At 59.8% G+C, this 25,564-nt stretch carries 26 protein-coding genes; 11 read left to right on the top strand and 15 right to left on the bottom strand.

Annotated features, from left to right (window positions below; all coding sequences use genetic code 11):
* Nucleotides 1-224: 224 nt before the first annotated feature.
* Nucleotides 225-1,424 (bottom strand): tyrosine--tRNA ligase, encoded by a 1,200-nt coding sequence (tyrS, locus tag MF6394_RS17425; protein WP_078467140.1) that lies wholly within the window; start codon nucleotides 1,422-1,424, stop codon nucleotides 225-227.
* A gap of 209 nt (nucleotides 1,425-1,633) precedes the next feature.
* On the opposite strand from tyrS, the gene MF6394_RS17420 reads away from it, so the two are divergent.
* On the top strand, nucleotides 1,634-3,046 hold the full coding sequence (locus MF6394_RS17420; RefSeq protein WP_078467139.1) for a peptidoglycan DD-metalloendopeptidase family protein: 1,413 nt from the start codon (nucleotides 1,634-1,636) through the stop codon (nucleotides 3,044-3,046).
* 3 nt (nucleotides 3,047-3,049) lie between these two features.
* Complete coding sequence (locus MF6394_RS17415; RefSeq protein ID WP_078467138.1) at nucleotides 3,050-4,141, top strand: anhydro-N-acetylmuramic acid kinase; 1,092 nt, start codon at nucleotides 3,050-3,052, stop codon at nucleotides 4,139-4,141.
* A gap of 64 nt (nucleotides 4,142-4,205) precedes the next feature.
* Here the strand turns inward: MF6394_RS17415 and erpA are convergent, their stop codons facing one another.
* Both erpA and argC read right to left on the bottom strand, forming a co-directional pair.
* The gene (gene erpA / locus MF6394_RS17410; RefSeq protein ID WP_003176443.1) at nucleotides 4,206-4,556 is read right to left on the bottom strand and encodes an iron-sulfur cluster insertion protein ErpA; all 351 of its coding nucleotides are present in this window, start codon (nucleotides 4,554-4,556) and stop codon (nucleotides 4,206-4,208) included.
* Between the two features lie 165 nt (nucleotides 4,557-4,721).
* Nucleotides 4,722-5,756: an N-acetyl-gamma-glutamyl-phosphate reductase gene (gene argC, locus MF6394_RS17405; RefSeq protein ID WP_014720162.1), complete on the bottom strand. Its 1,035-nt coding sequence runs from the start codon at nucleotides 5,754-5,756 to the stop codon at nucleotides 4,722-4,724.
* Between the two features lie 134 nt (nucleotides 5,757-5,890).
* Between argC and hemJ the strand changes: the two genes are divergently transcribed.
* The 6 genes from hemJ (at nucleotide 5,891) to coq7 (ending at nucleotide 10,297) form a co-directional block, all read left to right on the top strand.
* Nucleotides 5,891-6,319 carry a protoporphyrinogen oxidase HemJ gene (hemJ, locus tag MF6394_RS17400; RefSeq protein ID WP_003194674.1) on the top strand — a complete coding sequence of 143 codons (429 nt, stop codon included), beginning with the start codon at nucleotides 5,891-5,893 and terminating at the stop codon, nucleotides 6,317-6,319.
* Between the two features lie 24 nt (nucleotides 6,320-6,343).
* A complete protein-coding gene (locus MF6394_RS17395) occupies nucleotides 6,344-7,306 on the top strand; it encodes an NAD(P)H-dependent flavin oxidoreductase (RefSeq protein ID WP_044269422.1) in 963 nt (320 codons plus the stop codon).
* Between the two features lie 68 nt (nucleotides 7,307-7,374).
* The gene (locus MF6394_RS17390) at nucleotides 7,375-8,331 is read left to right on the top strand and encodes a DUF805 domain-containing protein (RefSeq protein WP_044269424.1); all 957 of its coding nucleotides are present in this window, start codon (nucleotides 7,375-7,377) and stop codon (nucleotides 8,329-8,331) included.
* A 61-nt stretch (nucleotides 8,332-8,392) separates the two neighbouring features.
* Nucleotides 8,393-9,181, top strand: coding sequence for an SDR family NAD(P)-dependent oxidoreductase (locus MF6394_RS17385; protein ID WP_003194680.1), 789 nt, complete (start codon nucleotides 8,393-8,395; stop codon nucleotides 9,179-9,181).
* A gap of 44 nt (nucleotides 9,182-9,225) precedes the next feature.
* Entirely contained in the window at nucleotides 9,226-9,564 is a 339-nt protein-coding gene (locus tag MF6394_RS17380) for a histidine triad nucleotide-binding protein (protein WP_003194682.1), read from the top strand.
* Nucleotides 9,565-9,649: 85 nt separating this feature from the next.
* Nucleotides 9,650-10,297, top strand: a complete 648-nt coding sequence (gene coq7, locus MF6394_RS17375; protein WP_003194684.1) for a 2-polyprenyl-3-methyl-6-methoxy-1,4-benzoquinone monooxygenase — start codon at nucleotides 9,650-9,652, stop codon at nucleotides 10,295-10,297.
* Nucleotides 10,298-10,344: 47 nt separating this feature from the next.
* Here the strand turns inward: coq7 and MF6394_RS17370 are convergent, their stop codons facing one another.
* Entirely contained in the window at nucleotides 10,345-10,767 is a 423-nt protein-coding gene (locus tag MF6394_RS17370; RefSeq protein WP_003194686.1) for an OsmC family protein, read from the bottom strand.
* Nucleotides 10,768-11,013: 246 nt separating this feature from the next.
* Between MF6394_RS17370 and crp the strand changes: the two genes are divergently transcribed.
* Entirely contained in the window at nucleotides 11,014-11,658 is a 645-nt protein-coding gene (gene crp / locus MF6394_RS17365) for a cAMP-activated global transcriptional regulator CRP (protein WP_044269426.1), read from the top strand.
* Here crp and MF6394_RS17360 read toward each other — a convergent pair.
* The 4 genes from MF6394_RS17360 to MF6394_RS17345 all read right to left on the bottom strand — a co-directional run bounded on the left by MF6394_RS17360 (nucleotide 11,655) and on the right by MF6394_RS17345 (nucleotide 14,975).
* Complete coding sequence (locus MF6394_RS17360; RefSeq protein ID WP_078467137.1) at nucleotides 11,655-12,350, bottom strand: lipoate--protein ligase family protein; 696 nt, start codon at nucleotides 12,348-12,350, stop codon at nucleotides 11,655-11,657. The two genes, crp and MF6394_RS17360, sit on opposite strands and share 4 nt — an antisense overlap.
* Before the next feature lie 139 nt (nucleotides 12,351-12,489).
* Nucleotides 12,490-13,326, bottom strand: a complete 837-nt coding sequence (trpC, locus tag MF6394_RS17355; RefSeq protein ID WP_078467136.1) for an indole-3-glycerol phosphate synthase TrpC — start codon at nucleotides 13,324-13,326, stop codon at nucleotides 12,490-12,492.
* On the bottom strand, nucleotides 13,323-14,372 hold the full coding sequence (trpD, locus tag MF6394_RS17350; protein WP_003194694.1) for an anthranilate phosphoribosyltransferase: 1,050 nt from the start codon (nucleotides 14,370-14,372) through the stop codon (nucleotides 13,323-13,325). Before trpD ends, trpC begins: the two co-directional genes overlap by 4 nt.
* A 9-nt stretch (nucleotides 14,373-14,381) precedes the next feature.
* The gene (locus tag MF6394_RS17345; protein WP_044269431.1) at nucleotides 14,382-14,975 is read right to left on the bottom strand and encodes an aminodeoxychorismate/anthranilate synthase component II; all 594 of its coding nucleotides are present in this window, start codon (nucleotides 14,973-14,975) and stop codon (nucleotides 14,382-14,384) included.
* A gap of 412 nt (nucleotides 14,976-15,387) precedes the next feature.
* On the opposite strand from MF6394_RS17345, the gene estP reads away from it, so the two are divergent.
* Nucleotides 15,388-17,310, top strand: coding sequence for an esterase EstP (gene estP / locus MF6394_RS17340; protein ID WP_069557396.1), 1,923 nt, complete (start codon nucleotides 15,388-15,390; stop codon nucleotides 17,308-17,310).
* A 132-nt stretch (nucleotides 17,311-17,442) separates the two neighbouring features.
* Here estP and trpE read toward each other — a convergent pair whose 3' ends face one another.
* From trpE to MF6394_RS17320, 4 genes are all read right to left on the bottom strand, one after another.
* Complete coding sequence (gene trpE, locus MF6394_RS17335; protein WP_078467135.1) at nucleotides 17,443-18,924, bottom strand: anthranilate synthase component I; 1,482 nt, start codon at nucleotides 18,922-18,924, stop codon at nucleotides 17,443-17,445.
* A 69-nt stretch (nucleotides 18,925-18,993) separates the two neighbouring features.
* Nucleotides 18,994-19,812, bottom strand: coding sequence for a phosphoglycolate phosphatase (locus tag MF6394_RS17330; protein WP_078467134.1), 819 nt, complete (start codon nucleotides 19,810-19,812; stop codon nucleotides 18,994-18,996).
* Complete coding sequence (gene rpe / locus MF6394_RS17325; protein WP_003194703.1) at nucleotides 19,809-20,483, bottom strand: ribulose-phosphate 3-epimerase; 675 nt, start codon at nucleotides 20,481-20,483, stop codon at nucleotides 19,809-19,811. The genes MF6394_RS17330 and rpe overlap by 4 nt, the downstream gene beginning before the upstream one ends.
* An 84-nt stretch (nucleotides 20,484-20,567) precedes the next feature.
* Nucleotides 20,568-21,716, bottom strand: coding sequence for an iron-containing alcohol dehydrogenase (locus MF6394_RS17320; RefSeq protein WP_057710306.1), 1,149 nt, complete (start codon nucleotides 21,714-21,716; stop codon nucleotides 20,568-20,570).
* Nucleotides 21,717-21,929: 213 nt separating this feature from the next.
* Here MF6394_RS17320 and MF6394_RS17315 point away from each other — a divergent pair, with 213 nt between their 5' ends.
* A complete protein-coding gene (locus MF6394_RS17315; RefSeq protein WP_047711910.1) occupies nucleotides 21,930-22,904 on the top strand; it encodes an alpha/beta hydrolase family protein in 975 nt (324 codons plus the stop codon).
* Nucleotides 22,905-23,081: 177 nt separating this feature from the next.
* Here the strand turns inward: MF6394_RS17315 and MF6394_RS17310 are convergent, their stop codons facing one another.
* From MF6394_RS17310 to MF6394_RS17300, 3 genes are read right to left on the bottom strand one after another with little or no spacing between them, the layout of a single operon-like run.
* Nucleotides 23,082-23,849 carry a TerB family tellurite resistance protein gene (locus tag MF6394_RS17310; protein WP_047711911.1) on the bottom strand — a complete coding sequence of 256 codons (768 nt, stop codon included), beginning with the start codon at nucleotides 23,847-23,849 and terminating at the stop codon, nucleotides 23,082-23,084.
* Nucleotide 23,850: 1 nt separating this feature from the next.
* Nucleotides 23,851-24,525: an N-acetylmuramate alpha-1-phosphate uridylyltransferase MurU gene (gene murU, locus MF6394_RS17305; protein ID WP_078467133.1), complete on the bottom strand. Its 675-nt coding sequence runs from the start codon at nucleotides 24,523-24,525 to the stop codon at nucleotides 23,851-23,853.
* Nucleotides 24,522-25,547, bottom strand: a complete 1,026-nt coding sequence (locus tag MF6394_RS17300; RefSeq protein ID WP_078467132.1) for an aminoglycoside phosphotransferase family protein — start codon at nucleotides 25,545-25,547, stop codon at nucleotides 24,522-24,524. The genes murU and MF6394_RS17300 overlap by 4 nt, the downstream gene beginning before the upstream one ends.
* Between the last annotated feature and the right edge of the window lie 17 nt (nucleotides 25,548-25,564).

The following is a 25,564-nucleotide window of genomic DNA, read 5'->3' as shown; positions in this document are numbered from 1 at the left end:
CACTTGCGCTTGCGATCTCTCGTAAGCGGGAGGCGAATTCTACAGCGTTACACGCTGCTGTCAACACCTCTTTTTCAACTTCCTTTTGGCTTCGATGAACTGAAGCAACTTGCTGTCGAGAACCGCGCAACTCATTGTTTACCAAGGAGTTTTCCGTTTCGACTGCGCCGGAAGTGGGGCGAATTATAGACAGATATAATTCGCCGTCAACACCTATTTCAGACTTATTCGGATTTGAGCGTAATACGCGCAAATGCCTTCTTACCCGCCTGGCAAACGTGAGTGGCGCCCAGCTCGTATATAAAGGTGCGATCAACCACCTCACCATCTATACGCACACCGCCCGAACCCAAGAGATCGCGCGCGACCGCCGAGTTTTTCACCAGGCCAGCCTTATTAAGCACAGCCGCAATCGGCATAGCCTCGGCAGCAGCCAGCTCAATCTCCGGCAGATCGTCAGGCAACTCGCCATCTTTCATGCGATTACCTGCCGCACGGTGAGCGCTGGCCGCAGCCTCCTCACCATGGAAGCGTGCAACGATTTCTTCAGCCAGCTTAATCTTCACATCCCGAGGATTAGCGCCCGCCTCGACATCCGCACGCAGCGCATTGATTTCGTCCATCGAGCGGAAGCTCAACAGTTCGAAGTAACGCCACATCAGCGCGTCCGGAATAGACACCAGCTTGCCGTACATCACACCCGGCGCTTCCTGGATACCGACATAGTTACCCAAGGACTTGGACATCTTCTTGACGCCATCCAAGCCTTCCAGCAATGGCATGGTCAGAATGCACTGAGCCTCCTGACCATAGGCGCGCTGCAATTCACGCCCCATCAACAGGTTGAACTTCTGATCAGTGCCACCCAACTCAACGTCCGCACGCAGCGCCACCGAGTCGTACCCTTGAACCAGCGGGTAAAGGAACTCATGGATGGCGATTGGCTGATTGGTCGAGTAACGCTTGTCGAAGTCATCGCGCTCAAGCATGCGCGCCACGGTGTACTGGGACGTCAGGCGAATGAAATCTGCCGGCCCCATTTTGTCCATCCAAGTGGAGTTGAACGCCACCTCGGTCTTGGCTGGGTCAAGGATCTTGAATACCTGGGTTTTATAGGTCTCAGCATTATCGAGCACCTGCTCGCGAGTCAGCGGCGGGCGCGTAGCGCTCTTGCCGCTTGGATCACCGATCATCCCGGTGAAGTCACCTATAAGGAAGATGACCTGATGGCCCAGTTCCTGGAACTGACGCAGCTTATTAATAAGCACGGTATGACCCAAGTGCAGATCCGGCGCAGTCGGATCAAAGCCAGCCTTGATACGCAGGGGCTGGCCACGCTTGAGCTTTTCGATCAGCTCGGACTCGACCAACAGTTCTTCCGCACCACGTTTTATCAGCGCTAGCTGCTCTTCAACCGACTTCATAACAGACCCGCAAGGCTCAGATTCAAAAGGGAACCAACCATACAAGATCAGGGACTAATTACAAGTTTTGCCCTGCGCACGGACACCGTTCAGCAAGCCCAGCGTTCGCGAGCTTGCGCCACAGATGATTTGGTTATATTTTATACAGTTATTTCATCTTCATCATGTCATTCATCTTTTCCATTTCATCTTCAAAGTCAAAATTACCTATGACCACTGAACCGTCTAAAGCGCCGCCGCTTTACCCGAAGACCCACCTGCTCGCAGCAAGTGGTATCGCCGCCCTTCTCAGCCTGGCACTGCTGGTATTCCCTTCCAGTGACGTTGAAGCCAAACGAACATCCCTGAGCCTTGATCTGGAAAGCCCAGTTGAACAACTGACACAAGATCAAGACGCTTCCGACGCACAACAAGCCACAAACACTGCGACTGAATCACCTTTCGCACAGATCGAAAGCACTCCCGAAGACACCCAGCAAGCCGCCCAGGAAGCACCTGCGGCCGCCGCAACCAAGAATCCCCAGCATCGCGAAGTCATCGTGGGCAAAGGCGACACTCTCTCTACCCTGTTCGAAAAGGTTGGGTTGCCTGCCGCCGCTGTAAATGACGTGCTCGCCAGCGATAAACAAGCCAAGCAATTCACTCAGCTCAAACGTGGCCAAAAGCTTGAATTTGAGCTGACGCCAGACGGCCAGTTGAACAACCTGCATACCAGCATCAGTGACTTGGAAAGCATCAGCCTGAGCAAAGGCGCCAAAGGCTTCGCATTCAACCGAATCACCACCAAACCCGTCATGCGTTCCGCCTACGTACATGGCGTGATCAACAGCTCCCTGTCGCAATCGGCCGCGCGTGCGGGCCTGTCGCATAGCATGACCATGGACATGGCCAGCGTATTTGGCTACGACATCGACTTCGCTCAGGACATCCGTCAAGGCGACGAATTCGACGTGATCTACGAGCAGAAAGTAGCCAACGGAAAAGTAGTCGGCACTGGCAACATTCTGTCTGCACGCTTCACAAACCGTGGCAAAACCTACACCGCCGTGCGCTACACCAACAAACAAGGCAACAGCAGCTACTACACGGCTGATGGCAACAGCATGCGCAAGGCCTTCATCCGTACACCCGTTGACTTTGCCCGTATTAGCTCGCGTTTCTCCATGGGCCGCAAGCATCCAATTCTGAACAAAATTCGCGCACACAAGGGCGTCGACTATGCCGCGCCGCGTGGCACGCCAATCAAGGCGGCGGGCGACGGCAAGGTCTTGTTGGCGGGGCGCCGTGGTGGTTACGGCAATACGGTGATCATCCAGCACGGCAACACTTACCGCACGCTGTACGGCCACATGCAAGGGTTCGCCAAGGGCGTGAAGACTGGCGGCAACGTGAAACAAGGCCAAGTGATCGGCTACATCGGTACCACCGGCCTCTCCACCGGCCCGCACTTGCACTACGAGTTCCAGGTCAACGGCGTACACGTCGACCCATTAGGCCAGAAGCTGCCGATGGCCGACCCGATTGCCAAGGCCGAACGCGCGCGCTTCATGCAGCAGAGCCAGCCGCTGATGGCACGGATGGATCAAGAGCGCTCCACCTTGCTGGCTTCGGCGAAGCGTTAAGGTATGCCGCTCTATATCGGCGTGATGTCCGGGACCAGCCTCGACGGCCTGGATATCGCCCTTATCGAACAAGGTGCGGCGATCAATCTGATCGCCACCCGCTACATCCCGATGCCTGACGCCTTGCGCACAGAACTGCTGAGCCTATGCGCCAGCGGCCCGGATGAGATCGCCCGCTCGGCAATCGCCCAGCAACAATGGGTCACGCTCGCCGCCCAAGGCATCCACGCCTTGCTGGATCAACAGAACCTCAAGCCTCAGGACGTTCGGGCGATTGGTAGCCATGGCCAGACGATTCGCCATGAACCCGCCCGAGGCTTTACCGTTCAGATCGGCAACCCTGCCCTTCTCACCGAACTGACAGATATCACCGTCGTCAGCGACTTCCGCAGCCGCGATGTCGCTGCCGGCGGCCAAGGCGCCCCATTGGTTCCAGCCTTTCATGAAGCCTTGTTCGGCGAGCAGACGGGCAATCGCGCGGTATTGAATGTCGGCGGGTTCAGCAACCTCAGCCTGATCGAGACGGGCAAGCCTGTCGCCGGTTTCGACTGCGGCCCAGGGAACGTGCTGCTCGATGCGTGGATTCATTTGCAGCGCGGCGAACACTTCGATCAGGACGGGCAATGGGCGGCCAGCGGAAAGGTACAGCCCCAGTTGCTCACCACGTTGCTCAGCGATCCGTTTTTCTTGACCAAAGGCCCGAAAAGCACGGGGCGAGAGGTGTTCAACCTGGCCTGGCTGCAGCAGCACCTTGGCCGCTTGCCCGCCTTTGACCCCCAAGACGTGCAGGCCACCCTGCTGGAGCTGACGGCCCTGACCGTCGTCGAGTCCCTGCAAAGCGCCCAAACTGACACAACAACCTTGCTGATCTGCGGCGGCGGCGCCCATAACGGGGCACTGATGAGCCGGCTGACCGCGCTACTGCCTTCCACCCATGTCAGCACTACAGCGGCCTACGGCGTAGACCCTGACTGGGTAGAGGCAATGGCCTTCGCCTGGCTGGCCCATTGCTGCCTTGAGGGAATTGCCGCCAATCGCCCCAGCGTCACTGGCGCTCGCGGGCTTCGAGTGCTTGGCGCGATCTACCCCGCCTGAATCCCAGACAGCAAAACGCCGCTTGGCCCGTAAAGCCAAGCGGCGTTTTTGTATCTGCTACCGGTCAGATCGAGAACGAGGACCCGCAACCACACGTCGTGGTGGCATTAGGGTTCTTGATCACGAAGCGCGAGCCTTCCAGACCTTCCTGATAATCCACCTCTGCACCCGCCAGGTATTGGAAGCTCATCGGATCCACGACCAGGCTCACACCCTCGCGCTCAACGATAGTGTCGTCATCGGCCACATCTTCATCGAAGGTAAAACCGTACTGAAACCCTGAACAACCGCCGCCCGTAACAAATACGCGCAGCTTCAAGCGATCATTACCCTCTTCATCGACCAGGCTCTTCACCTTGTGCGCAGCACCGTGGGTGAATTGCAAAGCCGTGGGGGTGAAGGATTCAACGCTCATGCTGATAATCTCCCGGCGTAGCGCCGCCATATGCGTAATGACCGGCATTATCCGCTTCTCCTAGAAAAGCGGTCAACTATTGTTACGGTATATCAATCTGCCCAGCGACCATTAAAAATGCAAAAGGCCCGATCAACGGGCCTTTCGCGCAACGGTAAGCCCGCGTTAAGGCAACATCCCCGCGTGGGACAGGCCCAACTTCTCGTCCAGGCCGAACAGGATGTTCATGTTCTGCACCGCCTGGCCCGACGCGCCCTTGACCAAGTTGTCGATCACCGACAACACCACCACCAGGTCGCCATCCTGCGGACGATGCACCGCAATACGGCACACATTGGCACCACGCACGCTGCGCGTTTCCGGATGGCTGCCGGCCGGCATCACGTCGACGAACGGCTCATTGGCATAACGTTTTTCAAACAGCGCCTGCAGGTCTACCGAGCGATCGGTGACGGTTGCATACAGCGTGGAGTGGATCCCACGGATCATCGGCGTCAGGTGCGGCACGAAGGTCAGCCCCACATCCTGGCCGGCAGCGCGACGCAAGCCCTGGCGGATTTCCGGCAAGTGCCGATGACCTTTTACCGCATAGGCTTTCATGCTTTCCGACGTTTCGGAGTACAGAGAACCTACCGCCGCACCACGGCCCGCACCACTGACGCCCGACTTGCAGTCGGCGATCAGGCGCGACGCATCCGCCAGACCAGCTTCCAGCAATGGCAGGAAGCCCAATTGCGTGGCTGTTGGATAGCAACCCGGCACCGCAATCAGGCGTGCTTGCTTGATCTGCTCGCGATTGACTTCCGGCAGGCCGTAGACTGCCTCTTCCAACAGCTGCGGCGCACCATGGGGTTGGCCGTACCACTTGGCCCACTCATCGGCGTCTTGCAGGCGGAAGTCTGCCGACAAATCGATAACCTTGGTACCCGCCGCCAACAGCTCACCGGCCAACGCATGGGCTACACCGTGAGGCGTGGCGAAGAACACCACGTCGCAGGCACCCAGGGTCTTGGTGTCCGGCACACTGAACGCCAGGCCGTCATAGTGGCCTCGCAGGTTCGGGTACATATCGGCCACGGCCAGCCCGGCTTCGGATCGGGAAGTGATAACCACCACCTCAGCTTGCGGATGCTGAGCCAACAGACGCAGCAATTCGACACCGGTGTAACCCGTGCCGCCGACGATACCGACCTTGACCATAAACCTGCCCTCAACGAACCCACTGGAAAGCCGTCGATAATAGGGGCCGTATCGTCCTGCGACAACCGTCAACGTGACGTACGGGCGCATGAGCCACTACTATCTTCGCTACCGTGAACCTGGGAATAACTAAAATGCTCTATCTATGGGTCAAAGCCTTCCACATCGTCAGCATCGTTTGCTGGTTTGCCGGGCTGTTCTACCTGCCGCGCCTGTTCGTCTACCACGCCCAAAGCGAAGACACCGTCAGCAAGGAACGCTTCAGCATCATGGAGCGCAAGTTGTACCGGGGCATCATGGGCCCGGCGATGGTTGCCACACTGGTCTTCGGCATCTGGATGCTGGCCCTCAACCCCGGCATTTTCCAGTCGGGCGCCTGGATCCACGCCAAGCTGACCCTGGTCGTCCTGCTGATTGGCTACCATCACATGTGCGGCGCACAGGTAAAGCGCTTCGCCCGTGGCGAGAACACCCGCAGCCATGTCTTTTATCGCTGGTTCAATGAAGTCCCGGTTCTGATATTGCTGGCTATCGTAATTTTGGTCGTGGTCAAACCGTTCTAACTTCAATTACTCGGGGAACCTCCAATGTCGCTGCCCGCTCTGCTGGAACAACGTCTGCGCCTGCCCGTGGTGGCCGCGCCGATGTTTCTGATCTCCAATCCGCAACTGGTCCTGGCATGCTGCCGCAACGGCGTAGTTGGCAGTTTCCCGGCGCTCAACCAACGCGAAAGCAGTGGATTCAAGGCCTGGTTGGAAGAAATCGAAGCGGGCTTGGCGCAGTTGGACAACCCTGCGCCCTATGCTGTGAACCTGATCGTGCACAACAGCAACCCGCGGCTGGAGGCCGACCTGGCGATCTGCGTCGAGCACAAGGTGCCCATCGTCATCACCAGCCTGGGTGCGGTAAAGGAATTGGTAGATGCCGTTCACAGCTACGGCGGCCTGGTATTTCATGACGTCACTACCCGACGCCATGCCGAGAAAGCCGCTGAAGCCGGCGTCGACGGCCTGATTGCCGTAGCCGCTGGCGCGGGAGGCCACGCTGGCACCTGGAGCCCCTTTTCGCTGATTGCCGAGATTCGCCAGTTCTTCGACAAAACCCTGCTGCTGGCGGGCTGCCTTAACCATGGGCACGAAATTCTTGCCGCCCAGGTGCTGGGGGCAGACCTCGCTTATTTCGGCACGCGCTTTATCGGCACCACCGAAAGCCAGGCACCGGATGCCTATAAGGAGATGCTGCTCACATCGCGCGCCGCCGACATCGTGCACACTCCTGCTGTCTCCGGCGTACCTGCAAGCTTCATGCGCCAGAGCCTGGAAAATGCCGGTTTTGACCTCGCTGCGCTTCAAGGCAAAGGGGAAGTCAACTTCGGTTCCAAGCTCAAGCCATTGAGCGATGAGGCCAAAGCGTGGAAAACTGTATGGTCTGCCGGCCAAGGCGTCGGTGAGATCAATGATGTGCCCAGTGTGGATGAGCTCATAGCGCGCCTGGATGCCGAATACCGCAAAGCACGCGAGCATGCCGCGCAACTGCGCTGGCCTCGCTGACCCACTGCCGGGCCTGCCAATTGGACAGGCCTGCATACTCCCCCTGATTAAGTGACAAGGATGCCCGCATGAGCGACAGCCGTTTCAAGATTGTGTTTGACGGAGCCTTGCGCCCAGGTGTCGAAAGCACCACCGCCAAGCTGAACCTCGCCGAGTTATTCAAAAGCGATGTTGACGCAATCGAAAAGCTCTTCACCGGCCGCCCCGTCGCGCTCAAACGCGACCTGTCCCACTCCGACGCTGAAACCTACCTCACGGCACTGCACAATGCCGGGGTGGACGCACGCATCGAAGCCGAACAACCCGTGGCATTCAGCCTGGCGGAAACCCACGAGACAGGCTCGTCAACCGCTGACCGCGCCGCCGCGTCACCTTATGCACCACCACGCGCTGCCGTTGGCGACGACCTGCCGGAGTTCGCCACTCTAAAGGTGTTCACCATCCACGGGCGCATCGGGCGCCTGCGCTACCTGGCCTGGACGCTGGCGCTGACCGTCGCGATGTTGGTGGCCGCGGGCATCATCAGTACGGTGGGCTTCGCGGTGGCGACAGCCTCGCCAACCATCGCCATCATTATTGGCTCACTGCTGGGTTTCGCGCTGTTTGTGGCACTGGTAGTGGTGAGCGTGCAAATCGGCGTGCAGCGCCTGCATGACCTGGGCTGGTCTGGCTGGCTGTACCTGCTCAACCTGGTTCCGCTGGTAAACAGCGTATTCCCACTGCTGTTGCTGGTATTGCCAGGCAATACGGGCGCCAACCAATACGGCGCGCCACCACCACGCAACTCCACTGCGGTGAAAATACTGGCCTCGCTGTGGCTGGCGTTTATCCCTTTGATGCTCATCATTGTCGTCACCCTGGGCATGAACGGCTATCTGGACCAGCTTGAAGCCAACATGGACAGCAGCTACGAAAGCAGCTCCATCACCTCCGATGCAGACGCCGATCAAAGCGTTATCGTTGATGAAGCCGCAGCGCAAAGTGCTGACGACGCAGCCGAACCTGTAGACTCTCCAGAACAGTGAAGAAACGCCCGCCGCCTGTGACGCACTGTCATAGGCCGGTGGCGTTGCGATGGAGAAAGGCATGACCCGTTACGCTCTGATCACCGGCGCCTCCAGCGGCATCGGCCTGGCATTGGCCGAAGCCTTGGCACGGCGCGGCCGCAGCTTGATTCTGGTGGCCCGCCAGCGTGATCAGTTGGAAAGCATTGCATTGGAATTGACCCAACGCTTCGGCGTCGAGGTGCTGTTTCGTGCCTGTGACCTGGGCGAACCGCTGCGTTTGTCCGGCTTTTTGCTGGAGCTCGAAGAGGGTGAGCGGCAGATCGACCTGCTGGTCAACTGCGCCGGCATCGGCACCAGCGGGCCGTTCCTGGCCCAGGACTGGATGACCGAGCAGGATCTCATCGAAGTCAATATCCTGGCCCTGACCCGCATGTGCCACGCACTGGGCAATGCCATGGCCCTGCATGGCGGCGGGCAAATCCTCAATGTGGCCTCGGTCGCCGCCTTCCAGCCTGGGCCGTGGATGAGCAGCTACTACGCCAGCAAAGCCTACGTGCTGCACTTTTCCGAAGGGTTGCGCGAAGAATTGAAGACCTGCGGCATCAAGGTTTCAGTGCTGTGCCCCGGCCCTACGCGCACCGCATTCTTCGGCACCGCACAGATGGATACGGCGAAACTCGACCGCAGCCAGCAACTGATGAGCCCGGAAGAAGTCGCGCTCTACACCGTACGCGCACTGGAAAAGAACAAAGCCATCATCATTCCCGGGCGCCGCAACCGTTGGCTGACGTTCAGCCCACGCCTGAGCCCGCGCTGGCTGACCCGCAAAATTGCCGGCGCCATCAACAAGGCCTACTGCCCTCGCTGATGGCCTAAGTACACTCACCTCACATTCACGATGGAGATACAGCTGTGGATACTCTGTTCACCAAGATCATCAACAGAGAAATACCGGCGAAGATCATCTATGAAGATGACCAGGTCCTGGCTTTTCACGATATCGCCCCACAGGCGCCGGTGCATTTTCTGGTTATCCCGAAAAAGCCCATTCGTACCCTCAATGACCTGACCGAGGACGATAAGGCGCTGGCCGGCCATATCCTGTTCACAGCTCAACGCCTGGCCGTGGAACAAGGCTGCGAAAAAGGCTTTCGCGTGGTGATGAATTGCAATGAAGACGGCGGGCAAACCGTTTATCACATCCATATGCACGTGCTGGGTCAGCGCCAGATGAACTGGCCACCAGGCTGAGTGCACAAGGGCAAATTGACTCAGCACAAACGCTGGACGCTCTCTTGCGGTAAACTGGCCGCCGAGATTCTTCCCGGAGGTCAGCATGACTACCCAACGTCACTACTCGCCGATTGACCGTCTGTTGCTGCAAGCCGACATGGCCATGCGCACCCTGCTGCCGTTCAGCGGCCAACCTTACCGTCCATCGCCCGCCATCGTGCAGCCGGATGTACAGCTGAGCGAGACCGACACCCGTCACGTGGCCGGCCTGATGCGCATCAACCATACCGGTGAAGTCTGTGCCCAGGCGCTGTACCAGGGCCAGGCGCTGACCGCCAAGTTGCCACAGGTACGCACGGCGATGGAGCACGCGGCCGAGGAAGAGATCGACCACCTGGCCTGGTGCGAACAACGCATCCGCCAGTTGGGCAGCCATCCCAGCGTGCTCAACCCACTGTTCTATGGCTTGTCGTTTGGTATCGGCGCGGCTGCCGGGCTGATCAGCGACAAAGTCAGCCTGGGGTTTGTGGCCGCGACAGAACATCAGGTGTGCAAACACCTGGATGAACACCTGGAGCAACTGCCGGCCGAAGACGAAAAGTCCCGGGCCATTCTTGAGCAGATGCGCATCGATGAAGAACACCATGCAGAAAGCGCGCTGGACGCGGGCGGCTTCCGCTTTCCAGCCCCGGTACGGTTCGGCATGAGCCTGCTGGCCAAAGTCATGACCAAAAGCACCTATCGAATCTGAACCGAAAAAAAGGGCGCCCAAAGCGCCCTTTCTTTTGCCTGCTGCAATCAACCCAACTCGATGATTTCGTAGTCGTGGGTAATGACTACGCCCGCCGCCCCCAGCATGATCGATGCTGAGCAGTACTTCTCGGCCGACAGCTCAATGGCACGCTTGACCTGGGCTTCTTTCAGCGCCCGGCCCTTGACCACGAAATGCATATGGATCTTGGTAAAAACCTTAGGGTCTTCAGTGGCGCGCTCGGCTTCCAGGAAGGCTTCGCAGCTTTCCACGGCCTGGCGCGACTTCTTCAAGATGCTGACCACATCGAAGTTGCTGCAACCGCCCACACCCAGCAGTAACATTTCCATCGGGCGTACACCCAGGTTACGCCCGCCGGCTTCCGGCGGACCGTCCATGACCACCACATGGCCGCTGCCCGACTCACCGAGGAACATGGCTTCGCCCGCCCATTGGATGCGTGCCTTCATCGCCCAGACTCCACTGCTAAAAAAGGGTCGCCAGCTTAGCACAGGGCTTTGAAACAGCAGCGCCCTGCATAAATTCGATAAATGACAGCGTTTGCCCGATAAATTGGCTAATCGTGACAGAAGGTGTCTGGTAAGCTGGCGCCAAATGAATGGCGCATTGCCATGACTTGTACAGCGTCTATCAATGAGAGGCCGCTGGATAAAAACAACGCCAACTACACCGCGCAGTCTTTTCGGGATACAACCATGGTTGCTCTTACTCCCACACCCAAGATCAAGAACCTCGACAAGCTGCTGTTGCATTGCCAGCGCCGGCGTCATCCGGCCAAGCACAACATCATCTGCGCTGGCGAGCGTTCAGAAACCCTGTTCTTCATTATCAAGGGCTCGGTCACCATCCTGATCGAGGATGAAGATGGCCGTGAGATGATCATTGCCTACCTCAACACCGGGGATTTCTTCGGGGAGCTGGGCCTGTTTGAACAAGCAGGCAAAGAGCAGGAACGCAGCGCTTGGGTAAGGGCCAAAGTTGAGTGCGAAGTGGCCGAGATCAGCTATTCGAAATTTCGCGAACTGGCCCAGCATGATCCGGATATCTTGTATGCCCTGAGCGGTCAGATTGCCCAGCGCTTGCGCGATACCACGCGCAAGGTCGGCGACCTGGCGTTCTTTGATGTCACCGGTCGCGTCGCTCGCTGCCTGCTGGAGTTATGCAAGCAACCCGATGCCATGACCCATCCCGACGGCATGCAGATCAAAGTCACGCGCCAGGAGATCGGACGTATTGTCGGGTGTTCGCGGGAAATGGTCGGCCGCGTGCTCAAGGACTTGGAAGAACGCAATCTGGTGCACGTCAAAGGCAAGACGATGGTGGTGTTCGGCACCCGTTAAACCGGCAGGAAGCCAGCCAGCATCTGACGGTACAGCGTGTCGAGCCGACTGATAGCATCCGGCGCGGGAAACGCTTCGTGCAGTGCGATATGGCTGTCGGCGCGAACTCGCTGCTCCAAGCCGCAGGCTTGATTGAAGCGATTGACCGCCGCAATCAGTTGCTCACGATCGTTCTCCAGCAACATCGCCCCATGCACCAATCCGACCGGGCGGCCACCGCTTTGTCGCCAACGCTGGGCAGTGCCCACCATTTTGCGGCCATCAAGGTTGACATTGTAACGACCGTCGCAAAAGGCACCGTCAATTTCGCCGACGGACGCATTACCGCCCAACTCGATCAACAGATCACAGATCGGTTGGCACAAGCGCTGATAGCCGGTTTCGATACGCCCTTGGTCGCCTTCACTGCGCGGCGGGGCATAGACCAGGGCGATATTGACCGTGGCGCCGGACTGCGGCACCGGCTCACCGCCGGTTTCACGCAGCAACACCGGCCAACCCGCATCGGCCGAGACCTGGCTCGCAGCCTCGAATGCCGGCAACCGGCTCAAACGGCGCGGCATGACCAGCGCTTGGTCACTGGGCTGCCAGAACAGCAATCCGAAAACCTGCTCCCCCGCGCAAACGGCTGCCAATAGGTCTTGCTCGGCGGCAAGGCCTGCTTCGACAGTCATGATCACGGGCTGGAGCATCGAACACCTACCTACCTGAATAAACACAACACCAATGTGGGAGCTGGCTTGCCTGCGATGGCGGTGTATCAGCTACACAGAGGTTGGCTGACCCGCCGCTATCGCAGGCCAGCTCCTACAGTTCCGAGCGTATTTCAAATCAGTCTAGTGTCGAACCGCTGATCGTCGTACCGCGCTCCGGGAAGAACAAGCGCTGCAATTCCGCCCCTGGGTTCTCGGCGCGCATAAACGTCTCGCCCACCAGGAACGAGTACACGCCACTGATTTCCATCAGTTCCACATCGGCGCGGTTGACGATGCCACTTTCGGTAATCACCAGACGATCGCGAGGGATACGCGGCAGCAGGTCCAGAGTGGTTTCCAGGCTGACGTCGAAGGTATGCAGGTTACGGTTGTTGACGCCCACCAGCGGTGTGTCGAGAGTCTTCAATGCGCGCGCCAACTCGTCGCCGTCGTGCACTTCGACCAATACATCCAAGCCGACGCTTTTGGCCACGGCCGCCAGCTCGGCCATCTTCACGTCATCCAACGCGGAAACAATCAGCAACACGCAGTCGGCACCCAAGGCTCGGGCTTCGACGATTTGGTATGGGTCAACCATGAAATCCTTGCGGATCACCGGCAACTTGCACGCGGCGCGAGCCTGTTGCAGGAACAGGTCGGAACCCTGGAAGTAGTCGATATCGGTCAGCACAGACAGGCAGGTCGCTCCACCCTTCTCGTAACTGGCGGCGATTTCAGCAGGTACGAAGTGTTCGCGAATCACCCCCTTGCTCGGCGAAGCCTTTTTGACCTCGGCGATCACGGCCGGCTGCTTGAGCTTGGCCTGAGCGATCAAGGCATGGGCAAAGCCGCGTGGCGCATCGGCGGCTTTCACCTGCGCTTCCAACTCGGCCAGGCTCACACGGGCGCGGCGCTCGGCCACTTCTTCAGCCTTGCGGGCCAGGATCTTTTCCAGAACGGTTGGCACACTCATCCTTCATTCTCCATCTTGAATACGGCGGTGAATGCTCCCAGCTCTTCGAGCTTCTCGCGAGCCAGGCCGGTGTGCAGCGCATCGTGGGCCAAGGCGACACCTTCCTTGAGACTATAGGCATGGTCGGCGGCGTAAAGGGCTGCGCCAGCATTGAGCACAATCATTTCCGCAGCTTTCTGACCGTTTTCGGTCTTGCGACGCCCCAGGGCATCACGAATCAACTCCAACGAAGCCGCCGGGCTTTCCACCGCCAGGCCGTGTAGGCTCTGGCTTTTCATGCCCAGGTCTTCGGGTTCGACCCAATATTCGGTGACCTCGTCATTCTTCAGCTCCGCCACGAAGGTCGGCGCCGCCAGGCTGAATTCGTCGAGGCCATCCTTGGAATGCACTACCAGCACATGCTTGCTGCCCAAACGCTGCAAGACTTCGGCCAGCGGCCGGCACAGCGCCTGGCTGAACACCCCCACCACCTGATGCTTCACACCGGCCGGATTCGTAAGCGGGCCGAGCATATTGAACAGGGTACGCAGGCCAAGGTCCTTGCGCGGGCCGGCAGCGTGCTTCATCGCGCCGTGATGGGACTGGGCAAACATGAAGCCGATGCCAACGCTGTCAATGCAGCGCGCTACTTGCACCGGCGTGAGGTTCAGGTAAATACCGGCCGCTTCCAGCAAGTCGGCACTGCCGCTCTTGCCAGACACTGCACGGTTACCGTGCTTGGCGACGGTGCAACCAGCGGCGGCCACCACAAAGGATGAGGCGGTCGACACGTTGAAAATATTCGCACCGTCACCGCCGGTGCCCACTACATCGACGACGCCGTCGAGGGTCTTGAGTTCGACCTTGTCCGCCAGCTCACGCATCACCGACACCGCACCGACGATTTCGTCGATGCTTTCGCTCTTCATGCGCATCGCCATCATAAAAGCGCCGATCTGAGCATCGGTGCATTGACCGGTCATGATCTCGCGCATCACATCGCTCATTTCCGCGGTGCTCAGGTCCAGATGGCCGACGATACGGCTCAGGGCAGTCTTGATATCCATGAAAAGTCCTTAGCGCGTGCCGCCGCTCTGCTTGAGAAAGTTGGCGAACAGCTCGTAGCCCTGCTCGGTCAGGATTGATTCAGGGTGAAATTGCACCCCTTCGATGTTCAGTGTCTTGTGACGCAGGCCCATGATCTCGTCGACCGAGCCGTCTTCCAGTTGGGTCCAGGCGGTCAGCTCCAGGCATTCGGGCAAGGTCTCACGCTTGACCACCAGTGAGTGGTAACGGGTCACGGTCACCGGCAGGTTCAGGCCTTGGAACACACCCAGGTCGCGATGGAACACCGGGCTGGTCTTGCCGTGCATGACCTCGCGCGCGCGCACCACATCACCGCCAAACGCCTGTCCGATGGACTGATGGCCCAGGCAGACGCCCAGGATCGGCAGCTTGCCGGCGAAATACTGGATGGCTTCCAGAGAGATACCCGCCTCGGTCGGCGTGCATGGGCCAGGTGAGACGACGATGCGCTCGGGGTTCAACGCGGCGATTTCGGCAACAGTAAGTTCATCGTTGCGCACCACCTTGACCTCGGCACCCAGTTCGCCCAGGTACTGCACAACGTTGTAGGTAAAGGAGTCGTAGTTATCAATCATCAGCAACATGTGGGTTCAAACCTCTTGAATTCACTGATTTCAAATGATCACCTTCCAAGAGCGTGACCCGCTGCCAGACGCACGTTCCGGTTGCCAGGGGGAGTTGGCAAGGGGCGTCAGACAACGGGTGAAGAAGGCAAATCGGTACAGGTCCGGCCAGGCCGGCAGAGAAAAATGTCAGGCGCGCCAACGCCAACGGGCGTGTGCCTTGACTACTCGCATCAAGAGTTTGCTGATGATCAACACGGGGAGGGTCTCATTCATACGTTCAGGCACAGTAACGTAGGCTCGCCAGCGGTGCAATATGGAGCCGCAAATACGGGGGCGCAACGTAGGCGGATTCCGGTTTTCCTTACAAAAAATGCCAAAAATTTTGCTAGTGTTTCACCTCCAACATAAAAACAACCGAATGGAATCTTGCATGCTCAGACCAGCGTTTTACGCGCCCCTTGCCGGCTGCCTCCTGTCATTGGCCTGCGCCCAGGCGTTCGCAGCCCCGTCACCTTATTCAACCATGGTGGTTTTCGGTGACAGCCTGGCGGATGCGGGCCAGTTTCCCGACGGTTCGGCCGGCGCCACATTACGTTTTACCAACCGAACCGGGGCGAACTTCCAGGGTGAATATGGCCTGGTCTCCTCGACCCTGCTGGGCGCAAAACTGGGCGTCGCTCCCAACGACCTGAATGCCTCCACCTCACCGGTTCGCGCAGCCCAGGGTTTGCCAGACGGAAACAACTGGGCAGTGGGTGGCTACCGCACCGACAATATCCTCGACTCCATTACCTCAGTCTCCAATGCTGCGATTCCCCCAGGCAACCCCGGGGGCGGAACTGTATTGCGCAGCCGGCAGGGCTATCTGCCGGCTAATGGTGGGAGAGCCGACCCGAACGCGCTTTACTTTCTTTCCGGGGGCGGCAATGACTTCCTGCAGGGCCGGGTCCTCAGCCCCGCTCAAGCGGTCGCCGCCGGAGGCAGGCTGGCGGACAGCGCCCAGGCCCTGCAACAAGCCGGCGCGCGCTACATCATGGTCTGGATGCTACCCGACCTGGGGCTGACGCCGGCCATCAATGGCACCCCACAGCAAGCAGCGACTTCGGCCCTGAGTAATATTTTCAACCAGTCCCTGGTACAGCGCCTGTCACAAGTGGATGCGCAGGTTATCCCGCTGAACATCCCGCTGTTGTTGAACGAGGCTTTCGCCGATCCGGCCCGCTTCGGCCTCGCCACCGGGCAGAATCTGACGGGCACCTGCTTCAGCGGTAACAGTTGCACCGCCAACCCTACCTACGGCATCGGTGGCACCAACCCGGACCCGACCCAATTGATCTACAACGACTCGGTCCACCCTACCGTGGCCGGGCAACGCTTGATTGCCGACTACGCCTATTCGCTACTCGCCGCGCCGTGGGAGCTGACCTTGCTGCCGGAAATGGCCCAAGGCACCTTGCGCGCCCACCAAGACGAGCTGCGCAACCAATGGCAAGCAGACAACGGCGGTTGGCAAGCCGTCGGCCAATGGCGCGCCATAGTCGCCGGTGGCGGCCAACGCCTGGATTTCGATGATCAAAGCAGCTCGGCCAGTGGCGACGGCAGCGGCTATAACCTGAATATCGGTGGCAGCTACCGGCTCAATGAAAACTGGCGCGCGGGCGTTGCCGCCGGCCTGTATCGGCAGACACTCGAAGCCGGTGCCAATGATTCGGACTACAAGCTCAACAGCTATATGGGCACGGCTTTCGCTCAGTACCAGCAAAATCACTGGTGGGCCGATGCTGCATTGACCGGCGGCAAGCTAGACTTCGACAGCCTCAAGCGCAAGTTCGCCCTGGGCGTCAGCGAAGGTTCGGAGAAAGGTGATACCGATGGCTGGCTCTGGGCCCTGAGCGGCCGCGTGGGGTATGACATCGCCGCACCGGGCAGCGACTGGCACCTGTCGCCCTTCATCAGCGCCGACTACGCGCGGGTTGAAGTCAATGGCTACTCTGAGAAAAGCAGCCGCTCCACCGCCCTGACCTTTGATGATCAACAACGCGACTCCAAGCGCCTGGGCATCGGCCTGCAAGGCAACTACCGCATCACGCCACAAACTCAAGTTTTTGGCGAAGTGGCCCACGAGCATGAGTTTGAAAATGACACCCAGAAGGTGAACATTTCGCTCAACAGCGTGCAGGGAATCGACTTCAAGCTGGACGGGTATACGCCTCGCAGCAACTCTGACCGTTTGAGCCTGGGTGTCAGCCACAAGCTGACTCAGGACCTGGCGTTGCGGGCGGCGTATAACCTGAGGAAGGACGACAATTTGACCCAGCAAGGGGTCAATGTCGGGGTCAGTCTGGATTTCTAAACAAATCCCAAGACCGGTGAAAAACTAATGTGGGAGCGGGCTTGCTCGCGAATACGGTGTATCAGTCACACATGTATCGACTGACACTCTGTATTCGCGAGCAAGCCCGCTCCCACATTTTTTATTCCAGCTTTAGTCTTGTGGGGTTTGCTCTGCCAACGCCACCGCACGGAACATCGCCCGACGCTTGTTCAGGGTTTCTTCCCACTCAAGGGCCGGCACCGAGTCCGCCACAATCCCGCCACCGGCCTGCACATGCAGTTCGCCATCCTTGATCACCGCCGTACGGATCGCAATGGCGGTGTCCATATTACCGTTCCAGGCGAAATACCCGACGGCGCCGCCATAGACACCACGCTTGACCGGCTCCAGTTCGTCGATGATTTCCATCGCACGGATCTTCGGCGCCCCCGACAAGGTGCCCGCCGGCAAAATCGCCCGCAGGGCGTCCATCGCCGTCAGCCCGGCCTTCAGCTCGCCGGTGACGTTGGACACGATATGCATCACATTGGAATACCGCTCGATGACCATCTTCTCAGTCAGTTTCACCGAGCCGATTTCCGAGACACGCCCAGTGTCATTGCGCCCCAGGTCGATCAACATCAGGTGTTCAGCGATTTCCTTTTCATCGCTGAGCAGGTCTTCTTCCAGCGCCACGTCGGCTTCTTCGGTCGCGCCACGGGGGCGCGTACCGGCAATCGGGCGCACGGTGATCAGGTTGTCTTCAACCCGCACCAGCACTTCCGGCGAACTGCCCACGACGTGGAAGTCGCCGAAGTTGAAGAAGTACATATAGGGCGTCGGGTTGAAGCAACGCAGTGCGCGGTACAGGTCAATCGGCGCCGCCTTGAAGTCGATGGACATGCGTTGCGACGGCACCACTTGCATGCAGTCACCGGCGAGGATGTATTCCTTGATGGTATCGACGGCGCGCTCGTAGTCATCCTGGGTAAAGCTTGAGCGGAACACCGGGTCGGTCGCCGGTGGACGGCTGAGGTCCAGGCCGCGACGCGGGGTGATCGGCTGGCGAAGCTTTTCCAGCAGCGCTTCCAGGTTGGCCTGGCCTTGTTCGAAGGCATCAGCCTGGGCAGGGTCGGCGAGGACAATCGCATGCATCTTGCCGGCGAGGTTGTCGAACACCACCACCGCGTCGGATACCATCAGCAAAATGTCCGGCACGCCCAGCGGGTCTGGGTTCGGGCATTTGCCCAGGCGCTTTTCCACATAGCGCACGCAGTCATAGCCGAAGTACCCCACCAGGCCGCCGTTGAAGCGCGGCAGGCCAGCAATGGTCGGCACGTTGTAGCGCGCCTTGAAGGTTTCGACAAAGGCCAGCGGGTCTTCTACATCGTGGCTTTCGATCTCCACGCCATCATGGGTGATGCTCACATGATGGTCGTGTACGCGCAGCACCGTGCGACATGGCAAGCCAATGATCGAGTAACGGCCCCACTTCTCACCGCCCTGTACCGACTCGAGCAGGTAAGAGTTGGGCTCGTCGGCCAGCTTCAGGTAGATCGACAGCGGCGTATCGAAGTCGGCCAGGGTTTCGCAAGCCAGGGGGATACGGTTATAGCCGGCAGCGGCCAAACGCAGGAATTCTTCGCGGGTCATGAGGTGCCTCGTGGTGTGAGGGTCAAACAGTCAGGTAGGCAAACGTGCCGCACACGCGGCCAGGATCAGTCAGGCGCGCCAACGCCAGCGGGCCAGGGCCTTGATGACTTTCATCCAGAGTTTGCGAGTGACCACCACGATGGAATTTCCAGAAGGGGACGAATCAATGTCGGGCAACGTTATCTCAGCGCCAGCGCCCAAGCAACCGGGGATTAGCAGTCGCAGGTCATCAATAACCAGCGCGGGGGACTCTTCCGCAATCGGCCGGCCATGGTTGTAACCATAACTCAAGGCTACGCACTGCACGCCCGCCGCTTTCGCCGCCAGCACATCACTGCGCGAATCGCCGACAAACAGCGATTGAGACGCCGGGATATTGGCCATTTTCATCACGAAAAACAGGGCCGCCGGGTCGGGCTTTTTCTGCGGCAAGGTATCGCCGCCGATGATCCAGCGGAAGTAGCGACCGATTTTCATCTGGTCCAACAACGGCGCAACGAAGCGCTCCGGCTTGTTGGTGATCAGGGCCATTTCCACGCCCTGCTTGCTCAACCACTTGAGGGTGTCGCGCACACCGGGGTAAACCACGGTCAGTTCGTGGCTGCTTTCATAAGCGGTATTGAACAGCTCCAAGGCATGTTCCGCCTCAACCTCATCCACGCCCGTGGCATCGATGCCGTTGGCCAAGGCCCGGCGCACCAACATCGGCGCGCCATTGCCAACCCATTCGCGCACCGACTCGATCCCCGCCGGCTTGCGCCCCAGTTTGAGCAGCATCTGGTCCACCGCGGCCGCCAGGTCGGGTACCGAGTCGATCAAGGTACCGTCCAGATCGAACATCACCAGCCGTGGCAATTTGCCGGGGAACAACTGCTCAAAACCGCTCATGGACGCGCCAGCGCCAGTTCGGCACGCATCTTGTCGATGACGGCCTGGTAGTCCGGGGCGTTGAAGATCGCCGAGCCGGCCACGAAAGTATCGGCACCCGCTGCGGCGATCTCACGGATATTGTTGACGTTGACCCCGCCGTCGATCTCCAGGCGGATGTCACGCCCCGAGGCGTCGATCAACGCACGGGCTTCACGCAGCTTGTTCAAGGTGCCAGGGATGAACTTCTGCCCGCCGAAGCCGGGGTTGACGCTCATCAGCAAGACCATGTCGACCTTATCCATCACGTACTCAAGCACGCTCAGCGGCGTGGCCGGGTTGAATACCAGGCCTGCCTTGCAGCCGCCTTCGCGGATCAGTTGCAAGGTGCGGTCAACGTGCAATGTGGCTTCCGGGTGGAAGGTGATGTAAGTCGCACCCGCCTCGATGAAGTCACCGACGATACGGTCCACGGGGCTGACCATCAGGTGCGCATCAATCGGCGCGGTGATGCCGTACTTGCGCAATGCGGCGCACACCATCGGGCCGATGGTCAGGTTGGGTACGTAGTGGTTGTCCATGACATCGAAGTGCACGAAGTCGGCACCGGCGGCCAACACCTTGTCCACTTCCTCACCCAGGCGGGCGAAGTCGGCAGAGAGAATCGATGGAGCAATGACGAAGGGCTGCATGACGCACCTTTTTTGAGCTAAATCACGATGGCGCGCATTGTATACCTCATGCTTTGCTGCGCGCACCGTGACCTATCTCAACGGTTAGTAAGCTGCCCGGTAGATTTTTTCGATATCGGCGGCACTGAGCCTGCGCGGGTTGTTGCGCATCAAGCGCTCAATACCTGCGGCTTCACTGGCCATGGCCGGGATGGCGTCCTCGGGCACGCCGAAACTGCGCAGGCCGGACGGGATCTCCACGGCCGCACACAGTCGTGTCATCGCCTCTACCGCCTGGTCGGCAGCGTCATTCACGCTCAGCCCGGCGATATTGACGCCCATGGCCTGGGCAATGTCCTGCATGCGCTCGACGCAGGCCAACTTGTTCCAGTGCATCACATACGGCAACAACAGCGCGTTGCTTACGCCATGGGCAATGTTGAAGCGCCCACCCAACGGGTACGCCAGCGCATGCACGGCACCGACGCCCGCGTTGCCAAAGGCCATGCCGGCCATCAGGCTGGCGGTGGCCATGTCGTCACGGGCCTGCAGGTTCGCTGGGTTGGCGTAAGCCTTGGGCAACGCGCTGGCAATCAATTTGATCGCACCGATGGCCAAGGCGTCGGTAATCGGCGAAGCATTCAGCGACAGGTAGGATTCGATGGCATGCACCAAGGCGTCCACGCCACTGGCGGCCGTGACACCGCGTGGGCAGGTCAGGGTCATTTGCGGGCTGATCAGCGCGACATCCGGCAGCAAGTAATCGCTGACGATGCCTTTTTTCAGCTGTGCCGCCTTGTCGGACAGTATCGCTACATTGGTCACCTCCGAGCCGGTGCCGGCCGTGGTGGGGATGGCGATCAACGGCGGGCCTTTGCGCGGCACCTGATCAACGCCGAACAGGTCCGCCAGCGCGCCGTGATAACCGGCATAGGCCGCCACGCTCTTGGCGATGTCGATGGCACTACCGCCACCCACACCGATCAGGCCGTCATGCCCGCCTTCGCGGTAAGCACGCATGCAGTCTTCGACGATGGCAATTTCCGGGTCGGGCAGCACGCGGTCGAAAATTTCGTAGGCTCGATCACCCAGGTGCTCCAGAGCCAGCGCCACGGTGCCGGACTGGACCAACGCGGCGTCGGTGACGATCAGCGGGTTATCCACATCCAGGCGCGTGAGTTCGGCAGCCAGTTGTTCGATGGCACCTGCGCCGGTCAGCAGTTTGTGGGCGATCTTGAATGAGGAAGTACTCATGTGCGCGGCCTCTTATGAATGATGGGCTGGCACAAGAATAGCCGCCCCTGGCGTGTTGTCTGCCATTCATTGGTTGAATGGTCGCGCCGCGCCCATCAAGGCGGCGTACAAACCGCCGATAGCCTGTTGGTAACGAGAACCGCGCCTCATACCCCTGACAAATACCGACCAACCCATTAGGCTGCTGGAATCACTTCTGGCCGGGAATCAACGATGCTTTTTCTTCACCGTTCGGCACTGCCAGCATGGTGCCTGTCACTTCTGTTTACCAGCGCACTGCCTGTCCAGGCCGAGGATGCGCCCTCGCCTGCCATCGAAAAGCCGGCTGAACGCCAGCCCTTACCCGAGCGTAGCCAGCAAGAAGCCAATGCGCTCGAACGCCAGGTGCCGCAGCAGGAGCAACAACAATTGCAGGCGGGTAGCGAGTCGTTCCTGGCGCTGTGGAAACCCGCCAACAGCGCCGAAGCCGAGGGTGTGGTGATCCTCATACCAGGTGCTGGGGAGAACGCGGACTGGCCGCAGGCCATCGCGCCTCTGCGGCGCAAGTTGCCGGACGCAGCCTGGGGCAGCCTCAGCCTGTCACTGCCTGATGTCAGTGTGGACACCCTGCCGCCACGGGTCATCGAACCGCCGACAGCGACGGTCGATACCAGCAGCAAGGAAGGCAGCACCGCAGCCAAGCCGGTCGAACAGGCCGCCAGTGCCGAGGCCGAAGGCACTGACCCGGCGGTGGTGCCAGGGGCGGATGAGCAGGACAAGACCGACGCCAAGCGCATCTTCGACCGTATCGACGCCGCCGTCGCCTTCGCCCAGACCCAAAACGCCCGCAGCGTGGTGTTGCTCGGCCATGGCACCGGCGCCTGGTGGGCGGCACGCTACCTGAGCGAGAAACAACCTTCTCAAGTGCAGAGGTTGGTGATGGTAGCCGGCAAGACGCCTGCGGCTCGCCAACCGGACCTGCAACAACTGGCGCCGGCCTTGAAGGTGCCCACGGCGGATGTGTTCTATCAAGAGGGCGCTCAGGATCGCAAAAACGCTCAGGAACGACTTCAGGCAGCCAAGCGCTCGAAGAATGACGGCTATAAGCAGGTGTCGCTCACGGCGTTGCCCGGTAATAGCGCGGCGCAGCAAGAGCAGTTGTACCGCAGGGTTCGCGGGTGGTTGAGCCCGCAGGGCGGCGCAGACTGACACTCCGCTATCGAGGGCAACATCGCCTTCTGTAGGAGCGAGCTTGCTCGCGAAAAACGTCAACGATAATGCGTGCTTGCTGAATAAACGCGGCGCCTGTGAGTTTTTCGCGAGCAAGCTCGCTCGTACAGGGTATTAGGGCTTGCCACTCCCACATGGAGTTGAGTGGCGATGGCCTCAGCGAAAATCCCGACGCTCACGAATCAACGCATAGGCGTTATGCAATTCACGGGTTCGCTCGGTCGCCTCACGCACTTGCGCGGGGCTGGCACCCGTGCCGGCGATCTTGTCCGGATGGTGGCGGCTGAGCAGGCGGCGGTAGGCGCGCTTGATCACCGAAGGCTCAGTGGTTGCCGTCACCCCCAAAATACGCAATGCCTCCTGATAGGCACCGCCACGATTGGCCAGTGGCTTGCGCTCCGGTGCGTAATCGCTCGCCAATGCCTGTAGCTGTTGCGGCGTCCAGCCCAACCACTTGCCCCACTGGTCGATCAGGTCGCGCTCGGCAGCATCCGCCCGACCGTCCGCCCACGCCATGCGCCAACAGGCGCGCAGCACGCCTTCCGCCGCATGGGGCTGCGTTTTGAGCACCCGCAGGTAACTGCGCACCCGGTCGCTGCCGGACTTGCCACGGTTGAAGGCGCTGATCGCGCGGCGCTGTGCCGGCTCAGTCATGTCCAGTGCGCGCATTTCCTGGCGCGCTTGCTGGATATGCCCATCGACTACCCGGCCATTACTCTTGGCCAAGCGCCCCAGCAGCACAAACAACAGTTCATCGTTACGCAAGGCCGGGCGCCCACCCAGGCGTTCACGCAGTTGCGCCCAACTGTGCAATTGCAGGCGGCGGTCCAGCGCCTGCCCCAGCAATGCCCCCAACAAAGCCCCCGGAATACTGGCAATGGCAAAGCCAGCCCCGGCGCCGATCAGCGTCCCTGGCCACAACATCCTACTGCCCCGCTGTCAGCAAGGTTTCGACCTGGGCCAGTCGCTCCAGTGTCCCTACATCCACCCAGCGTCCTGCCATGTGCTCCCCCGTTACCAAACCTTTGGCCATGGCCTCGCGCAACAGCGGGGCCAGTTTGAAGGCACCGGCGCTGCAACCCGCGAACACTTTAGGGTCGAGCACTGAAATGCCACTGAAGGTCAGGTTATCGGCACCGGGCGCGGCATCATGAAGCACGCCGTGATCCAGATAGAAATCCCCGCCCGACGGGTGGTGCGCAGGGTTGTCGACCATCACCAAGTGCGCCAGGCCCCGGATCGGCTGCTTGAGCTGGGTGAAATCGTAGTCCGTCCAGATATCGCCATTGACCACCAGAAACGGTTCGTCACCCAGCAGCGGCAACGCCTGGAAGATCCCGCCCCCCGTTTCCAGCGGTTCATCCTCTGGCGAGTAGCGGATGCGCAGACCAAACTGGGCGCCGTCGCCCAAGTAGTTTTCAATCTGCTGACCAAGCCATGCGTGGTTGATCACGATCTCGGTAAAGCCGGCCTTCGCCAAGGCTTCAAGGTGATACTCGATCAGCCGCTTGCCGCCGGCTTGCACCAGCGGCTTGGGCGTATGCAGGGTGAGCGGACGCATGCGTTCGCCCTTTCCCGCCGCCAGGATCATCGCCTTCATACGCTGGCCTCGACAGGTTCGCGCAGGCTGGCGAGTAACTCGCCCAGGTCACTCAACTCAGGTCGGTCGGCCAGTACCGCTTCTATATAAGCAAAGAAACGCGGCACGTCGGCCAAGTAGCGTGGCTTGCCGTCGCGATGGCAGATACGCGAAAAAATGCCGATGACCTTGAGGTGACGCTGCACGCCCATCAGGTCGCTGGCACGCAAAAACTCTTCAAAGTCGTCCTGCACGGGAATCCCCAACTGCCCGGCACGCTGCCAATAGCCACGCTGCCATTCGCGCACGCGGGCCTGGGGCCAACTGAGGAAGGCGTCCTTGAACAGGCAGGTAATGTCGTAGGTCACCGGGCCGTAGACCGCGTCCTGGAAATCCAGCACGCCAGGGCTCGGCTCACTGATCATCAGGTTGCGCGGCATGTAGTCGCGGTGCACCAGTACCTTGGGCTGGGCCAGGGCGCTGTCGATCAACTGCTGGCTGGCGCGTTGCCAAAGGGCCTGTTGCTCAGCATCGAGGTCGATGCCCAGGTGACGACGCACGTACCATTCCGGGAACAATTCCAGCTCGCGACGCAATAAGGCCACGTCATAGCTGGGCAACGGCGCATCCATCGGCAATTGCTGGAAAGCCAACAGCGCGTCGATAGCATCGGCAAATAATTGGTCGGCGTTTTCACCGTCAATCACGTCCAAATAGGTTTTTGTGCCCAGGTCATTGAGCAAAAGAAAGCCTCGGGGCAAATCTTCTGCATAAATTTTTGGCACATTTATTCCCGATTTCGCGAGCAAATGCGCGATATCGACGAAAGGTTTGCAGTTTTCCTGGGGGGGTGGCGCGTCCATGACGACGAACGTATGGGCACCGCCCTCCCATCGGAAGTAACGCCTGAAACTCGCGTCGCTGCTGGCCGCGGTCAACGTGGCCGGGGGCACGGGGCCCCAGTCCTGAGCGTTGAAGAGGATCGGCAACTGCTCATCCAGCCAGACTTCCAGCTGTTGTAAACGTAGATCGTGCTCGGGCATTACAAGGGTCTCCGACG

The organism is Pseudomonas sp. MF6394 (genome assembly GCF_002018845.1).
GTDB lineage: Bacteria > Pseudomonadota > Gammaproteobacteria > Pseudomonadales > Pseudomonadaceae > Aquipseudomonas > Aquipseudomonas lactis.
This window is presented reverse-complemented; position numbering and strand designations above follow the sequence as displayed.

What these genes read in the sequence shown, in the direction of transcription:
- MF6394_RS17320 (WP_057710306.1), bottom strand. Translation starts at nt 21,716, where the DNA reads ATGAGTACTTCCTCATTCAAGATCGCCCACAAACTGCTGACCGGCGCA.
- MF6394_RS17310 (WP_047711911.1), bottom strand. Translation starts at nt 23,849, where the DNA reads ATGTTGTGGCCAGGGACGCTGATCGGCGCCGGGGCTGGCTTTGCCATT.
- MF6394_RS17370 (WP_003194686.1), bottom strand. Translation starts at nt 10,767, where the DNA reads ATGAAGGCACGCATCCAATGGGCGGGCGAAGCCATGTTCCTCGGTGAG.
- rpe (WP_003194703.1), bottom strand. Translation starts at nt 20,483, where the DNA reads ATGCAGCCCTTCGTCATTGCTCCATCGATTCTCTCTGCCGACTTCGCC.
- argC (WP_014720162.1), bottom strand. Translation starts at nt 5,756, where the DNA reads ATGGTCAAGGTCGGTATCGTCGGCGGCACGGGTTACACCGGTGTCGAA.
- MF6394_RS17420 (WP_078467139.1), top strand. Translation starts at nt 1,634, where the DNA reads ATGACCACTGAACCGTCTAAAGCGCCGCCGCTTTACCCGAAGACCCAC.
- MF6394_RS17360 (WP_078467137.1), bottom strand. Translation starts at nt 12,350, where the DNA reads ATGCTCCAGCCCGTGATCATGACTGTCGAAGCAGGCCTTGCCGCCGAG.
- trpC (WP_078467136.1), bottom strand. Translation starts at nt 13,326, where the DNA reads ATGAGTGTGCCAACCGTTCTGGAAAAGATCCTGGCCCGCAAGGCTGAA.
- MF6394_RS17300 (WP_078467132.1), bottom strand. Translation starts at nt 25,547, where the DNA reads ATGCCCGAGCACGATCTACGTTTACAACAGCTGGAAGTCTGGCTGGAT.
- MF6394_RS17345 (WP_044269431.1), bottom strand. Translation starts at nt 14,975, where the DNA reads ATGTTGCTGATGATTGATAACTACGACTCCTTTACCTACAACGTTGTG.
- murU (WP_078467133.1), bottom strand. Translation starts at nt 24,525, where the DNA reads ATGAAGGCGATGATCCTGGCGGCGGGAAAGGGCGAACGCATGCGTCCG.
- MF6394_RS17330 (WP_078467134.1), bottom strand. Translation starts at nt 19,812, where the DNA reads ATGAGCGGTTTTGAGCAGTTGTTCCCCGGCAAATTGCCACGGCTGGTG.
- MF6394_RS17395 (WP_044269422.1), top strand. Translation starts at nt 6,344, where the DNA reads ATGTCGCTGCCCGCTCTGCTGGAACAACGTCTGCGCCTGCCCGTGGTG.
- trpD (WP_003194694.1), bottom strand. Translation starts at nt 14,372, where the DNA reads ATGGATATCAAGACTGCCCTGAGCCGTATCGTCGGCCATCTGGACCTG.
- estP (WP_069557396.1), top strand. Translation starts at nt 15,388, where the DNA reads ATGCTCAGACCAGCGTTTTACGCGCCCCTTGCCGGCTGCCTCCTGTCA.
- erpA (WP_003176443.1), bottom strand. Translation starts at nt 4,556, where the DNA reads ATGAGCGTTGAATCCTTCACCCCCACGGCTTTGCAATTCACCCACGGT.
- crp (WP_044269426.1), top strand. Translation starts at nt 11,014, where the DNA reads ATGGTTGCTCTTACTCCCACACCCAAGATCAAGAACCTCGACAAGCTG.
- MF6394_RS17385 (WP_003194680.1), top strand. Translation starts at nt 8,393, where the DNA reads ATGACCCGTTACGCTCTGATCACCGGCGCCTCCAGCGGCATCGGCCTG.
- coq7 (WP_003194684.1), top strand. Translation starts at nt 9,650, where the DNA reads ATGACTACCCAACGTCACTACTCGCCGATTGACCGTCTGTTGCTGCAA.
- trpE (WP_078467135.1), bottom strand. Translation starts at nt 18,924, where the DNA reads ATGACCCGCGAAGAATTCCTGCGTTTGGCCGCTGCCGGCTATAACCGT.
- MF6394_RS17315 (WP_047711910.1), top strand. Translation starts at nt 21,930, where the DNA reads ATGCTTTTTCTTCACCGTTCGGCACTGCCAGCATGGTGCCTGTCACTT.
- hemJ (WP_003194674.1), top strand. Translation starts at nt 5,891, where the DNA reads ATGCTCTATCTATGGGTCAAAGCCTTCCACATCGTCAGCATCGTTTGC.
- MF6394_RS17390 (WP_044269424.1), top strand. Translation starts at nt 7,375, where the DNA reads ATGAGCGACAGCCGTTTCAAGATTGTGTTTGACGGAGCCTTGCGCCCA.
- tyrS (WP_078467140.1), bottom strand. Translation starts at nt 1,424, where the DNA reads ATGAAGTCGGTTGAAGAGCAGCTAGCGCTGATAAAACGTGGTGCGGAA.
- MF6394_RS17415 (WP_078467138.1), top strand. Translation starts at nt 3,050, where the DNA reads ATGCCGCTCTATATCGGCGTGATGTCCGGGACCAGCCTCGACGGCCTG.